The 15,208-nt window shown below is 71.2% G+C and carries 9 protein-coding genes; all 9 read left to right on the top strand.

Translation table 11 applies throughout. The features are described from left to right. Positions 1-2 precede the first annotated feature (2 nt). The 9 genes from ACFPIH_RS27715 to ACFPIH_RS27755 all read left to right on the top strand — a co-directional run bounded on the left by ACFPIH_RS27715 (position 3) and on the right by ACFPIH_RS27755 (position 15,090). Entirely contained in the window at positions 3-1,586 is a 1,584-nt protein-coding gene (locus ACFPIH_RS27715; protein ID WP_381173006.1) for a glycosyltransferase family 4 protein, read from the top strand. After that, entirely contained in the window at positions 1,583-3,250 is a 1,668-nt protein-coding gene (locus tag ACFPIH_RS27720; RefSeq protein ID WP_381173003.1) for a glycosyltransferase family 2 protein, read from the top strand. The genes ACFPIH_RS27715 and ACFPIH_RS27720 overlap by 4 nt, the downstream gene beginning before the upstream one ends. A gap of 9 nt (positions 3,251-3,259) precedes the next feature. Then, on the top strand, positions 3,260-4,543 hold the full coding sequence (locus ACFPIH_RS27725) for a nucleotide sugar dehydrogenase (RefSeq protein ID WP_381173000.1): 1,284 nt from the start codon (positions 3,260-3,262) through the stop codon (positions 4,541-4,543). 127 nt (positions 4,544-4,670) lie between these two features. Next, positions 4,671-6,236 carry a glycosyltransferase gene (locus tag ACFPIH_RS27730; protein WP_381172997.1) on the top strand — a complete coding sequence of 522 codons (1,566 nt, stop codon included), beginning with the start codon at positions 4,671-4,673 and terminating at the stop codon, positions 6,234-6,236. After that, positions 6,233-6,865 (top strand): acyltransferase, encoded by a 633-nt coding sequence (locus ACFPIH_RS27735; protein WP_381172994.1) that lies wholly within the window; start codon positions 6,233-6,235, stop codon positions 6,863-6,865. Before ACFPIH_RS27730 ends, ACFPIH_RS27735 begins: the two co-directional genes overlap by 4 nt. Before the next feature lie 42 nt (positions 6,866-6,907). Continuing rightward, positions 6,908-8,059, top strand: a complete 1,152-nt coding sequence (locus ACFPIH_RS27740; protein WP_381172991.1) for an acyltransferase family protein — start codon at positions 6,908-6,910, stop codon at positions 8,057-8,059. A gap of 294 nt (positions 8,060-8,353) precedes the next feature. After that, a complete protein-coding gene (locus ACFPIH_RS27745; protein WP_381172988.1) occupies positions 8,354-9,772 on the top strand; it encodes an FG-GAP repeat domain-containing protein in 1,419 nt (472 codons plus the stop codon). 81 nt (positions 9,773-9,853) lie between these two features. Continuing rightward, entirely contained in the window at positions 9,854-11,449 is a 1,596-nt protein-coding gene (locus ACFPIH_RS27750) for a VCBS repeat-containing protein (protein ID WP_381172985.1), read from the top strand. Between the two features lie 41 nt (positions 11,450-11,490). Beyond that, the gene (locus ACFPIH_RS27755; protein WP_381172982.1) at positions 11,491-15,090 is read left to right on the top strand and encodes a LamG domain-containing protein; all 3,600 of its coding nucleotides are present in this window, start codon (positions 11,491-11,493) and stop codon (positions 15,088-15,090) included. Positions 15,091-15,208: the final 118 nt, after the last annotated feature.

Consider the following 15,208-nt stretch of genomic DNA (forward strand, 5'->3'; position numbering starts at 1 on the left):
TCATGGAAGCGCAGAGTGCCGACGCGCCCCGCCCCACCAAGGGCCGCGTCGTCATGCTGGTCGACAACAAGGTCGACGGCGACTCGCGGGTGCAGAAGGCCGCCGAGTCCGCCGCCGCCGCGGGCTGGGACGTGGTGCTGCTCGGCCTCGTCCGCTCCGGCAACGGCCGCTCCTGGAAGCTCGGTGACGCCGAGGTCCGGCTGCTGCCGCTGAAGACCCCGCTGGCGAAGCGGCACGCCGAGCGGCACCGCTCGCCGCTGCGCCGCCCGTTCGCCTACCCGCCGGGTCCGCTGGCCGCGTACCGCCGGCAGTGGGCGAAGGCCTGGCGGGCGGATGTGGCCACCCGCCGGGCGGCGCTGAGGGTGGCGCCCGCGGCGGTCGGCTCGCCGCTGTTCCGCACCGCGGAGAAGGCCCGCCTGGTGGTGGCAGGCCCGGTGTCGAAGTTCATGCAGAAGTGGATCGAGTTCCGCGCGGGCCAGAGCAGCCGGGCCCAGAAGGCCGGCCGCGCCCTGCGCGGACCGCTCGACCGCGCGTTCACCGCGTTCTGGAAGGCGGCCAAGGGCAAGCGCGCCTGGCGCCGCCTCGAACCGGTGCTGTGGGACTACGAGTTGACGTACGGCAAGGAGATCGATGCCCTCAAGCCCGATCTCATCCACGCCAACGACTTCCGGATGCTCGGCGTCGGCGCCCGCGCCGCCGTCCGCGCCCGTGCCAAGGGCCACAAGGTCAAACTGGTGTGGGACGCCCACGAGTTCCTGCCCGGCGTCCGCCCCTGGGAGGACAACGCCCACTGGATCCCCGGCAACACCGCGCACGAGAGCGAGTACGCCCCGTTCGCCGACGCCGTGGTCACCGTCTCGGAGGGCCTGGCCGACCTGCTGCGTGAGCGCCACGGCCTCACCGAGCAGCCCACCGTGGTCCTCAACGCCCCCGACAAGCCCGTCGAGCGGGACCCGGCGATCGAGGACGCGGAGCCGGAGCCGGACCTGCGCGAGCTGTGCGGCATCGGACCGGACGTCCCGCTGGTCGTCTACAGCGGCTCGCCCGGCCCGCAGCGCGGCCTCGGCGACCTGGTGGAGGCCCTGCCGAAGCTGGACGGCGTCCACATGGCGTTCGTGGTGCCCTCCCCGGCCGCCGGCTACATCCAGGGTCTGCTCGCCCGCGCCCAGGAACTCGGCGTCGGCGACCGGCTGCACGCCGTGCCGTACGTCAAGCACTGGCAGGTGGTGCGCTTCCTGTCCGCGGCGAACGTCGGCTGCATCCCGATCCACCACTGGCCGAACCACGAGATCGCCCTGATCACGAAGTTCTTCGAGTACTCGCACGCCCGGCTGCCGCTGGTGGTGAGCGATGTGAAGACCATGGCGGAGACCACCCGGGCCACGGGCCAGGGCGAGATCTGCCGGGCCGAGGACGTCGAGGACCTCGCGCGCGCGATCAAGACCGTGCTCGCCGACCCCGAGAAGTACCGCGCCGCGTACGACAAGCCGGGTCTGCTCGACACCTGGACCTGGGAGGCACAGGCCGAGGTCCTGGACGAGCTCTACACCCGCCTGGTCGCCAGAAGCCCGAAGGCGGCGTCATGACCAGAACCCCCGACGTCACCGTCGTCACCGCCGTCTACAACACCATGCCGTACGTCACGGAGTGCCTGAACTCGATCCTGGGGCAGAGCATCGGCCGTGACCGGCTGGAGATCGTCGCCGTCGACGACGGCTCCACCGACGACAGCGGCGCCGAACTGGACCGCTTCGCCGCCCTCCACCCGGACACCGTGAAGGTGATCCACCAGCCGAACTCCGGCGGCCCGGCCGCGCCCAGCAACCGTGCCCTGGACGTGGCCACCGGCCGTTACGTCTACTTCATCGGCTCCGACGACTACCTCGGCGAGGAAGCCCTGGAGCGCATGGTGAAGTGCGCCGACGAGAACGACTCGGACGTCGTCGTCGGCAAGATGGTCGGCACCAACGGCCGCTATGTGCACCAGGCGCTGTACAAGAAGAACGACCCGGACGTCAGCCTGTACGACTCGGCGCTGCCGTTCACCCTCGCCAACACCAAGCTGTTCCGGCGGGACATGGTCGAGAAGTACAAGCTGCGCTTCCCCGAGCATCTGCCCGTGGGCAGCGACCAGCCGTTCACCATCGAGGCGTGCGTACGCGCCCGGAAGATCTCGGTGGTGGCCGACTACACCTGCTACTACGCGGTCAAGCGCGGCGACGCCAGCAACATCACCTACCGCGCCGACCATCTGGCGCGGCTGCGGGCGGCGGCGGAGATCGTCGACTTCACGGCAGGTCTCGTCGAGGCGGGCCCGCGCCGGGACGCCCTGCTGCGCCGGCACTTCACCTGGGAGCTGGCCAAGCTGGTCCAGGACGACTTCCCGTCCCTGGACCGGGAGTTGCAGCGGCAGCTCTGCGCGGGCATCGGCCGGCTCGCCGACGCCTACTTCACCGACGGCATCCGGGACGCCATGGACGTCAAGCGCCGGGTGCGGATCGCGCTGGCGCACGCGGGCGCGATCGACGAGCTGGCCGAGGCGATCTCGTCGGAGAAGGAGCACGGAGCGCCCCCGTTCGTCGTCGACGGCGAGCGCGCCTTCGCCCGCTACCCCGGCTTCCGCGACCCGCGCATCGGGGTTCCCGACCGGGCCTACGAGCTGGTCGGGGAGGCCGTCCCCGGCCGTCTCGCCAAGGGCACCGAGCTGCTGGCCTCCGACTGGGAGCAGCAGGGCGAGGACCTCGCGTACACGGCGACCGTACGGGTGCCCGTCCTCGGAGATGTCGACGGCACCGCCTTGCGGCTGGTCAAGGGCGCGATGCCCAAGTCGGCGGACAAGGCCGGCGCGCGCCGGTTGAAGGCCGACCACCCACTCGCCCCCGTCGTGGGCGAGATGACGGTGGAGCCGGCCGAGGACGGCGCCGCCAGCGTGCTGCGCGCCCGGGTTCCGCTGAAGCTCGCCGACGCCAAGCGGGGCGTGCGCGTGTACCTGGACGTGGCCGGGTCGACGTACGAGATCCCCGTGCGCGGCAAGGGGCTGCCGATGCCGCTCGCCCGCCGGTGGGGCCGGGACGACGACCCGTACCGGGCGTCGGCACTGGTCAACCCCAAGGGACGCGTGGTGGTCGACACGGCCCGGATGTTTCCCCCGAAGTCGACTGTGGTCCGGCGGGCGCTGGGGGGCCTCGTCCGGAAACTGAAGTCGCGTACCAAGCCCGGTACCAAGTCACGTTCCACAAGGAAGAAGTAGCGACCCTCCATGAACATCTGTGTAGTAGCGCTCGGCAAGATCGGGCTCCCGCTGGCCGTGCAGTTCGCCTCCAAGGGCCACCGGGTCATCGGCGCGGACGTCAACGAGAAGGTCGTCGAGCTGGTCAACGCCGGCGTCGAGCCGTTCCCCGGTGAGCACGACCTGGACGTCAAGCTGAAGCAGGCCGTCGACGCCGGGCTGCTGAGCGCGACGACGGACACGGCGTCCGCGGTCGCCGAGTCCGAGGCCGTCGTCGTGGTCGTCCCGCTGTTCGTCGACGGCGACGGCGTCCCCGACTTCGGCTGGATGGACGCGGCGACGAAGGCCATCGCGCAGGGCCTCAGGCCCGGCACACTGGTCTCGTACGAGACGACGCTCCCGGTCGGCACCACCCGCACCCGCTGGGCGCCGATGCTCGCCGAGGGCTCCGGCCTGACCGCGGGCGAGGACTTCCACCTGGTGTTCTCCCCGGAGCGCGTGCTGACCGGCCGGGTCTTCGCCGACCTGCGCCGCTACCCCAAGCTGGTCGGCGGCGTCGACGAGGCGTCGAGCGCGCGGGGCGTGGAGTTCTACGAGCAGGTCCTCGACTTCGACGAGCGCGCCGACCTGCCGCGGCCGAACGGCGTCTGGGACCTGGGCACCGCCGAGGCCTCCGAGCTGGCCAAGCTGGCCGAGACGACGTACCGGGACGTCAACATCGGTCTGGCGAACCAGTTCGCGCGGTTCGCCGACAGCAACGGCATCGACGTCAAGAAGGTCATCGAGGCCTGCAACTCGCAGCCGTACAGCCACATCCACCAGCCGGGCATCGCCGTCGGCGGCCACTGCATCCCGATCTACCCGCGGATGTACCTGTGGAACGACCCGGCCGCGACCGTCGTGCGCTCGGCGCGCGAGGCGAACGCCGCGATGCCGGAGTACGCCGTCGACCTGCTCGCCGCCGCCTACGGCGACCTGACCGGCGTGGGTGTCCTGGTGCTGGGCGCGGCCTACCGCGGCGGGGTGAAGGAGACGGCCTTCTCCGGCGTCTTCCCGACCGTCGAGGCGCTGAAGGCGCGCGGCGCGGTGCCGTTCGTCTCCGACCCGCTGTACACGGCCGAGGAGCTGGCCGCGCACGGCCTGCCCCCGCACACCGGGGAGAAGGTCACCGCGGCGATCCTCCAGGCCGACCACGCCGAGTACCGCGCGCTGACCCCGGCGGACCTGCCGGACGTCACGGTCCTCGTCGACGGACGCCGTACGACGGACCCGGAGGCCTGGCAGGGTGTACGCCGGGTGGTCATCGGCGGCTGACACAGCCGGCGGGCGTACGATCCGGCCAACCCGGACCGGCCGTGTGTCACGCCCGCCGTGCCCGGGCTGTCCCTCGTCGTCGATCGGCACCGGACCTCGCGTCCGGTGCGGGAGCTGGAGCTACGCTGTGCCGGTTTCGCGGATTCCCGCTGAGCGGCTGGTCACCCCCGCCCGTTGGGTGAGTTCCCGGCTGGCCGGGGCGGGGGCGCCGTCCATGGCGGCCCGTCTGCTGAACGTCCTGGCCAAGTACGCGGGGGAGGCCAGACTCAAGGCCGACCTGCTGACGGACGCCGCGGAACTGGAGCTGTCCCACGGCCTCACCCCGCGTCGTCTGAGGGCGGCCTACGCGGCCGAACTCGCCTGCGCCGACGCGCTGCACAAGGAGGGGCAGAAGGCCGCCGCGATCGGGTCGGCGACCAAGGCCCTGCTGCTCGCCTTCCACCGGGTCCCGCACCTGGACGGGCTGGCCTCACCGCTCGCCGACGACCCCAAGGGCTTCACCGCCCCGCTCCACCGCAGCCGGGTGATGCGCGCGGCGGCCAAGCCGCGAGGCCGCAAGGAGCCGGCCGCGCCGCCACCGGACGGGCGCCCTCTCAGGCTCCTCGTCGTCCACCGGGCCAACGCCAACTTCCTGCCGCTCATCACCGAGCGCTACGAAGGGCATGCCGGTGTCGAGGTCCGCACCCTCGATCTGGCCACCGACCCGGAGCTGGCCCCGCTGGCCAAGGGACTGCGGCGGATGGTGGGACGCTTCGCCGGAAGCCAGGCCGCCTACGGCCGCGCGGTCGAGGAGGCGCTGCGCCCCCACTACGACTGGGCCGACACGGTCTTCGTCGACTGGTGCGCGGTCGGCGCGGCCTTCATGACCCTGGCCGACCCGGGCACCGCCCAGGTGATCGTCCGTCTGCACAGCTACGAGGCCTTCACCTACTGGCCGCAGATCATGGACTTCTCCCGGGTCGACGACCTGATATTCGTAGGTGACCATCTGCGCGACCTGGTCACGGCGGCCGTACCGCGGCTGACGGCCGACGGCGCCCCGCGGCTGCACGTGATCCACAACGCGATGGACCTCTCCGCCTACCGCCGCCCCAAGCGGCCCGACGCGCGCTTCACGCTCGGCCTGGTGGGCGTGGGCCAGGTCGCCAAGGACCCCCGCTGGGCGATCGAGGTGCTGCGGCTGCTGCGCGAGCACGACGACCGGTACCGGCTGCTGCTCGTCGGCGGGGGCCTCAAGCCCGACGCGGGGCCCGCGGTACGGGCCTACCACGACCGGCTCGAGCGCGACCTCGCCCGGCTGGAGCCCTCGGGCGCGGTGCGCCGGGTCGGACAGACCGACGACGTGCCCGGCGTCCTGGAGGAGATCGGGGTGATCCTCAGTTCCTCGGTCCGGGAGAGCTTCCACTGCGGGTTCGTCGAGGGCGCCGCCAGCGGTGCCGTCCCGGTCGCCCGCGACTGGCCGTTCTTCGCAGGCCGGGAGCACAGTGCCCGCAGCCTCTTCCCGGCGGAGTGGGTGACCGGTACCCCGCAGGAGGCCGCGCGGCGGGTGCTGGAGTGCACCGCGAGCGAGGAAGCCTGGCTGAAGGCGGGCCAGGCGGCCGCCGAACACGCACTCTCCGTCTGGGACTGGACCGTCGTACGAGACGGATTCGACCGGCTGCTGCTCGGCGGCCACAGGAAGGTTCAACCGTGAGTTACACCATCAAGCCCACCGCCCAGGTCGACGAGAGCGCCGAGCTGGGGGACGGGACCACCGTGTGGGAACTCGCCCAGGTCCGGGAGAAGGCCCGCCTCGGGACGGGCTGCGTCATCGGCCGGGGCGCCTACGTCGGGACGGGCGTGCGGATCGGCGACAACGTCAAGCTGCAGAACTACGCCCTGGTGTACGAGCCGGCCGAGCTCGGCGACGGTGTCTTCGTCGGCCCCGCCGTCGTCCTCACCAACGATCAGTACCCGCGCTCCGTGGACCCCGAGGGCAAGCTCAAGCGGGGCGGGGACTGGGAGGCCGTGGGCGTCAAGGTCGCCGAGGGCGCCTCGCTCGGTGCCCGTTCGGTGTGTGTCGCCCCGGTGCGCGTCGGCCGCTGGGCGCTGGTGGCGGCGGGCGCCGTCGTCACCAAGGACGTGCCCGACTTCGCGCTGGTGGCCGGTGTGCCGGCCCGCCGGATCGGCTGGGTGGGCCGGGCCGGGGTGCGGCTGGTCGAGCGCGAGGGCGAGCCGGGCGGGTGGGAGTGCCCGCAGACCGGGACCCGCTACGAGGAGCGCACCACGGGGGACACGACCGAGCTGGTGGAGCTGCCCACGGCGGAGAACCCGGGCAGCTGACGGTTCTCCATCCGTACGGACACACAGCGAGGACGACGACACATGTCCCAGACCGACCTCACGGTCCCGGTCCAGTCGGACGCGGGCGGCCCGGCGCCGGCCGCGCCCGCCCGGGGCTCCCGGCTCTACGCCCTGGACGCGCTGCGGGTGCTGGCCGCGCTCGCCGTGCTGGTCTTCCACTTCACCGGCGTGGACGCGGCGACCAAGGCCAACTGGGGGGCCAACCCCAAGGAGCTGTTCCCCTGGCTCTTCCCGGTCACCTCGTACGGCTCGTACGGAGTGCAGCTGTTCTTCATCATCAGCGGCTTCGTGATCTGCCTGTCCGCCTGGGACCGCACACCGGGCCAGTTCGTGCAGGCGCGTTTCCTGCGTCTCTTCCCCGCCTACTGGTTCTCGGTCGTGGTCGCCGTCCTGGTGTGGCGCGGCCTGCCCGACGGGACGCGCAAGGCGCCGAGTGTCAGTGAGTCGCTGACGAACCTCACGATGTTCCAGGTCCCGCTCTCCGCCCGGCACCTCGTCGGCGCCTACTGGACCCTGTGGGTGGAGCTCACCTTCTACCTGGTCTTCCTGGTCGTGCTCTGGAAGGGGCTGGACTACGCGCGCGTCTCCGTCTTCTGCTGGCTCTGGCTGCTCGCGAGCATCCTGGTGCAGAAGGACGACATCCCGCTCCTCGGGATCTTCGCCCAGCCGCTGAACACCGCACTCTTCGTCTCCGGTATTGCCATGTACCTGATGTACCGGTTCGGCCCGGATCTCAAGCTGTGGGGTCTGCTCGGGGCGAGCTGGCTGGTGATGCAGAGCGACCTCGTCCAGCACGCCGACCATCTGCGCCACGACAAGGGCATGGACCGCGACCCGTATGTAGCCCTCGCCCTGGTCACCGTCTTCTACCTGCTGGTTCTCGCCGTCGCTCTGCACAAGCTCGACCGGCTGAACTGGAAGTGGCTGTCCACGGCGGGCGCGCTGGTCTACCCGCTCTACCTCCTCCACGAGGAGCTGGGCTGGGCGATGATCCGCACGCTGTACGGGCACCTGGGCGCATGGGCCACGCTCGGCGCCACCACGGCCGCGCTGCTCGTCCTGTCGTGGCTGGTCCACCGCCTCGTGGAGAAGCCGTCGCAGAACTGGCTGCGCAAGGCCCTGGAGAAGGAGTCCCGGAAGCGCGCGGCGGCCGAGAGCTCCCACTCTGCCTGACCTCCGCAGGCCCCGCGCGCGGACCATATGAAGCTTTCATGGGTTGCACGTGGGGATCCTGTGACTCTTGTCACGCCCTGGGGCGGGAAATGCGAACGAGGCAGGTATTGCATGCGCACCTCAAGCAAAGAGAGCATCAAGGGGCTTTAGAGTTTCTTTAATTCACGGGGTGAGCCAAGGGTGGGAAAGACTTGGCGGCGCGGTGCTGCCGCTGTGTTAACTGGGACATTTCTGGCTTGCGGGCTCGGAGCCGGCGGCACGCCCGCCGCAGCGGCCGTGGCCTGCCCTTCGGGGGTGGAGTCGGACTTCAACGGGGACGGGGTCAGGGACACGGCGGTGGCCGATCCCGAGGCGACCGTCGACGGCGTGTCCAAGGCAGGTGCCGTCCATGTGGTGTACGGCGGCGGCAAGGGGAGCGTGACGCTCACTCAGGCCCTGGACAGCATTCCGGGTGCCCCTGAGACGGGCGACCGGTACGGCCACGCGCTGGCCGTCTACGACGCGGACCTCGACGGCTGCAGCGACCTGGTGGTCAGCACGCCGTACGAGTCCCTCGGCGCCGTGCCCGAGGCCGGATTCGTGCACGTCGTCTACGGCGCCACGACCGGACTGAACTCCGGCAAAGCCGTCAAGGAGCTCTACCAGGGCGGCGACAAGCCGCTGGGCGGCGGACCGGAGCCCGAGGACTGGGTCGGTTACTCCGTCGCGGCCGGGAAGACCTCCGCCGGCCAGCCCTTCCTGCTGATCGGCGTGCCCGGCGAGTCCATCGGCACCCTCGAGGACGCCGGCGGCTTCTACTACGTCAGCGGCACCGCCCAGACGGTCACCTTCACCCACCAGGACACCGAGACCGCCGGCGCCGTCTTCGGTGCGGCGGAGCAGGACGACCGCTTCGGCGCGTCGCTCGCCGCGACGCCCACTCATTTCGCCGTCGGCACGCCCGGCGAGTCCCTCGGCAACGGCGCGTTCGCCGGCGGCGTGGGCCTGTTCAGCCACGCGCTCACCTCCGGCTACCCCAAGCCGGTCAACGCACTCGGGCAGGACCAGGACGTGATCAGCGGAGCCCAGGAGCCCGGCGACCAGTTCGGCGCCTCGCTCGCCATGGTCCCGTACCGCGCGTCCGGAGCCACCACGACCACCGAGTCGCTGCTCGCGGTCGGTGTCCCCGGCGAGGACCTGCTGACGACCGTCGACGCCGGCGCCGTACAGGTGTTCCGGCTCACGGCGAGCGGCACCTTCACCGAGACCGCCTGGATCGACCAGAACACGGCCGACGTGGACCAGGAGGCCGAGCCCGGCGACTTCTACGGCAAGCAGCTCACGGCCGTCAACACCTCCCCGAACGCCACCTCGACGGCCACCACGACCCGGCTCGCGATCGGCGTGCCCGGCGAGGAGTCGTCCGAGGAGCACGCCGAGAAGGGCGGAGTGCAGATCGTCCCGATGGTCGGCGCGCCCGGCGCCTCCGACCAGTGGATCGACCCCGGTTACGGCACCCCGGGCACGCCCGCGCCGCGCATGCTCATGGGCCTCTCGCTGGCCGCCACGCCCTCCCTCCTGTATGTGGGCATGCCCTACGGTCCGGCCGGCGGCCACGCGGTCTACGGCTTCCCCTGGAACGTGACCTCCGGCGGAGCGCCCACCCAGACGATCAAGCCCGGCGAGAACGGGCTCCCCGCAACGGACGTCGCCTTCGGAGCGGCCGTCCGCTGACGATGCCGGACCGCCACCGGGTCTCGAACGCCCGGTGGCAGGGCCGACACACCACCAGAGACACACACGGGGAGGAAACCCATGTCCACATACGGACATGCGGCGGCGCAGCCCTGCGCCGGAACAGGCGGCAGACAGGTGCCGCCCACGGGGAAGGCCTGGCGGCGCGGTACCACCGGGACCCTGTCGGCGGTGCTGCTGGCACTGGGAACGGTGACCGGAGGAACACCGGCCGCGGCGGCGGTCGTCTGCACCGGCGGTACGCAGTCCGACTTCAACGGGGACGGAATCCGGGACACGGCCGTCGCCGACCCGCTGGCGACGGTGTCGGGCAAGGAGAAGGCCGGCGCGGTGCAGATCGTGCTCGGTGGCGGCAAGGGGGTGACCACGCTGTCGCAGGCCACCCCGAACGTCTCCGACTCCGCCGAGGCCGGCGACCAGTTCGGCTTCTCGCTCGCCGTGTACGACGCGAACCTCGACGGCTGCAGTGACATCGCCGTCGGCATTCCCTACGAGGACGTCGGCACGGTCCAGGACGCCGGTCTCGTGCACCTGATCTACGGTTCGCCGGCCGGCATCGGTCAGGGCACCCCCAGTCTCGGATTCCGGCAGGGTGCGGACGCCAACATGTCCAACACCCCCGAGGAGGACGACTGGGTCGGCTACGCGGTCGCCGCCGACGTCTCCACGACCGGCGTGCCCTTCCTCGTCATCGGGATTCCGGGCGAGGACAGTTCGGGTCTCACGGACATGGGCTTCGCGGCGTACGCCTACGGAGTGAACCCGTCCGTCGCCACGTTCCACCAGAACAGCCCCGGGGTGTGGGAGGACGCGGAGGCGTACGACCACTTCGGGTCCACGGTGGTCGCGACCGGCCGGTACATCGCGGTCGGCGCACCCGGCGAGAGCCTCGGCACGGTCGACTTCGCCGGCGGCATCCAGGTACTCAGGCCGTCTCTCAACGCGGACGGCATTCCCGACCCCCTCTTCGGCATGGGCCAGGGCCACACTCCGGGACCGGACACCGCCGCCCAGACCGACGACCGCTACGGCGCCGCCCTCGCGATGGCCCCCTACCGTCCGTCGGGCGCGGCGACCATCACGGACTCGCTGCTCGCCGTGGGTGTACCCGGCGAGGATCTCGGCACGACCGTCGACGCGGGCGCGGTGCACGTCTACCACGTCAAGGCCGACGGCACGGTGACCCTGCTCAACTGGATCGACCAGAACACCGACGGGGTCGAGGGCGAGGCCGAGGCCGGTGACTTCTTCGGCCAGCGGCTCACGGCGGTCAACACCACCACCAACGTGGTGAGTACGGCGGCCACGGTGCGCCTAGCCGTGGGCGTGCCCGGCGAGGAGTCGACGGAGGACGCCCCGGAGGCGGGCGGCGTCCAGGTCCTCCCGCTGATCGGAGCGCCCGGCGCCTCCGACGCGTGGCTCGAGCCGGGCAACGGCATCCCCTCCGGACCGGCACCCCGGACGTACGCGGGCCTCGGCCTGGGCGGCAGCCCCTCGCTGCTGTACGTGGGCGTCCCCTACGGCCCCGCCGAGGGCCGGGCGGTGCACGGCTACCCCTGGAACGTGACCACCGGCGGTGCGCCGACCCAGACGTTCAAGCCCGGTGAGGGCGGTATTCCCGCGGGCGGCGCCGCCTTCGGCGCGACCGTCCGATGACCGGACCCGAGACTGACATGAAGCAACGGGAGAGTGGACGCGTGTCCGCAGACAGACACAGACCGACTGCGCGTGCCGTGCTGGTGCGTGCCGCCGTCGCGGCCGCCGTCGCCGGCGCGGTGACGGCCGGCACCCTGGCCGTCCTGCCGGGCGGCGGCACCCCGACGGGCCCGGCCCCGGTGGCCGCCGACCAGCCGACGGTGACCGAGCAGCAGGCCCTGGCGGTGGCCAAGGACAGCGGCAAGAAGACCGAGGTCGTCGGGGCGCGCACCGAGCGCCGGGAGATCTTCGCCGAACCCGACGGCACCTTCACCGCCCGCGAGTACACCGAACCGGTGCGCACGGTCCAGGGCGGCAAGTGGGTCCCGGTCGACGCGACCCTCGTCAAGCGGTCCGACGGCAGCTGGGGCCCGAAGGCCGCCACCGTCGACCTCAGCTTCTCCGCCGGGCAGGCGGGCGAGCCGTTCGTGACGATGCAGCGGGCGGGCCGTGAGTTCGCCCTGACCTGGCCGTACGGGAAGCTGCCCGCGCCCAGCGTCGAGGGCGACACCGCCACCTACACCGACGCGCTGCCCGGCGTCGACCTGACCGTGCGCGCCGAGGCCGACGGCTTCGGCCACCTGCTCGTCGTCAAGACGCCCGAGGCGGCGGCGGACCCGAGGCTCGCCACCCTCGACCTCGGCATGGCCACGGACGGCCTGAAGGTCACGGAGGACTCCTCCGGCGCGATCCTCGCGGAGGACGCCGTCGTCGGCGGCACCGTCTTCGAGGCCGGCAAGCCCGCCATGTGGGACTCGGCGGCCGTGGCGGAGACCGCTACCAGGCAGCAGGGTCCCAAGGCGGTCGCGAAGGCGCTGAAGTCCGCGCCGGCCACTCCCAAGACCCCGAAGGCCGCCCTCGAAGGCCCGGGCGGCGGCGGCAAGGTCGCCCCGCTGGGCGTCGAACTGCGCAAGGGCAAGCTGCGCCTGGTCCCCGACCAGAAGCTGCTCAAGGGCACGGACACGGTCTTCCCGGTCGTCATCGACCCGATCCAGCGCACCACCTCGCGCACCGCGTGGACCGGCGTCATGTCGGGCATGCCGAGCGAGCAGGACTGGAAGTACTCGGGCAGCGCGGGCGTCGGCAAGTGCCCCACCGACTACAACCCGGTCTCCTGCAACGGCGTCGGCACCCGGCGCGTGATGTTCACGATGCCGCTCTCCTTCTACAAGGGGAAGCAGATCCTCGGCGCGACCTTCTCCGCCCGGGTCGAGCACATCTACAGCGCGTCCCCGACCGCTGAGCCCATCCAGCTCTACCGGATCGGCGGCCAGAACTACAACGTCACCTCGTCCAGTGACTGGTCCAACACCAAGGACGACTGGGCCGACTACCTCCAGACCGTCGACAAGGCGATCTCCCCGACCTCCTGCTCCAGCCAGGCCAACCTGCACTTCGAGAGCGGTGCGAGCGGCGAGCTGACCAGCGAGATCAAGACGGCTGCCGCAGGCGGCTGGAACTCGATGACGCTGGGCCTGCGCGCGGCCGACGAGTCCCGCTTCGCCGAGTGGAAGCGGATCTGCGGAAACGCGTATCTGTCTGTCTCGTACAACAACCTGCCCCGGCAGATCAAGACGTCCGACATGTCCACCGACCCCGGTGGCGTGTGCAAGTGGGGCACGAGTCGTCCCTACGTCGATACTCCGCCGAAGCTGCGGGCCGTCGCGAGCGACCCCGACCACGGCAACGGCCAGACCGACAAGGTGAAGGTCGAGTTCAAGATCGAGTGGGGCGGGACCACCCCGGGTTCGTACACCTATACGACCAAGGACGCGCTCTCCCCGACCGCCAACACCAAGTTCGAGCACACAGTCAAGTCGTCCATCCCGCAGAACACCGTCATCTACTGGAGCGCACGCGCCAACGACGGTGATGGCAACGGGCCGTGGAGCTCGGACGGGGACCCAGCCCAGCGCTGCGAGTTCATCTACGACAAGACGTGGCCGGGCAAGCCGAACGTGCTGTCCAAGCAGTACCCGTCCGACACCGTCTACCACGACGGCGTGGGCACCTACGGCACCTTCACCTTCTCGCCCAACCCGAACGACGCCATCCCGGACACCGACGTCGTCAAGTACCAGTACTCCTTCGACGGCGCCGCGCTGACCACCCTCACCCCGACCACCGGAGGCGGCTCGGTCTCCGCGCAGTGGGTACCGACCCGGGCCGGACGGCATGTGCTCGAGGTGATCGCCATCGACAAGGCGACGCACGCCGCCAGCAACTCGTACGACTTCCTGGTGGCCGAGGGCCGGCCGGTCGTCGGCCAGTGGAACCTCGCCGACGAGGCCGGCGGCGAAGCCCACGACGAGAGCGGCGAGTACTCGGCGACCGCCGGCAGCGCCGTTGCCTTCGGCGTGGACGGCCCCGGCGGGAAGGCCGACAAGGCCGCCCACTTCGACGGCACCGCCGAGTCCTACCTCGACGCCAACGAGACCGTGCTCGACTCCGCCAAGAGCTTCAGCGTCAGCGCCTGGGTCCGCCCCACCGCGCTCGACAGGAACATGACGGTGATCAGCCAGGACGGTACCGGCGAGCCCGGCTTCACCCTCGGCTACGACGCGTCCGCGCAGACCTGGAAGTTCTCCGTCCCGGTCAACGACGTGGACTCGCTCGGCGAGTGGAAGGCCGTCTCCACCGGAATCTCCGTGGTCAAGGACCAGTGGGTGCTGTTGACCGGCGTGTACGACGCGCAGAAGACCGGCGGCCCGCAGCTCCAGCTCTACATCAACAAGGACCTGAAGGCGTCCACCGCCCGCCGCTCCGTCTGGAAGTCGTACGGTCCGCTGCAGATCGGGCGGGCCACTGCCAAGAGCGGCTACAACGACAACTTCACGGGTGACCTCGCCGAGGTCCGCGTCTTCGACCGCGTCGTCTCGGCGACCGAGGTCTCCGAGCTGATGACCGTCAAGCCGGCCCGCAAGGGCTACTGGCAGCTCGACGACGCCAGCAGCGGCGCCTCCGTCGAGACCGGCGGCGGCCAGGCGCTCACCCTGGCGGGCAACGCCACGATCTACAGGCCAGCCGACGTGTTCGACAACGCCGCCCTGGTCGGTGACGGCAATCTGGTGCTGGACGGCGAAGGGGACTACGCGTCCACCGCGACCGCTCCGGTCACGGGCAACAGCAGCTTCACCGTGACCGCCCGCGCCCAGCTCAGCTCGCTGGACGCGGAGAAGTCGCAGACGGTGCTGTCCCTGCCGGGTGCCAACGCCAACCGCGTCCAGGTCCGTTACCAGGCCGCGACGCGGCAGTGGGAACTCGCGGTCGCCAAGTCGGACGTGGCCGCCCCCGAGGTCGTCACCTTCACCGACGACCACGAACTGCCCGACACGGGCGGCTCCGGCCAGCACCTGGCGGTGGTCTACGACGCCTTCGCCAACTCCGTCCGCCTGTACGTGGAGGGCCAGCTGGTCGCCGGCGCCTACGGCACGGACGACACCCTGTGGTCCGCCACCGGCGGCCTCCAGGTGGGCCGTTCGATGCGCGGCGCCAGCGAGTACTTCGCCGGCGCGATCGACGAGGTCCGCGTCTACAGCGGTGCGGCCGACCAGATCGCGGTGCAGCTGATGTCCGGTCTGACGGCGACCCCCGACATGTGACGGGTCGTCACTTCCTGGCTGTGCCGGGCCTGTCACGGCCCGGCACAGCCTCCTCGCCATGACTTTCTCCTTCGATCAGGGAGTTGTCCGATGTTTCTGCGTGGCCGCTCACTGAGCC

The organism is Streptomyces vulcanius (assembly GCF_042653945.1).
Classification (GTDB): Bacteria; Actinomycetota; Actinomycetes; order Streptomycetales; family Streptomycetaceae; genus Streptomyces; species Streptomyces mangrovi.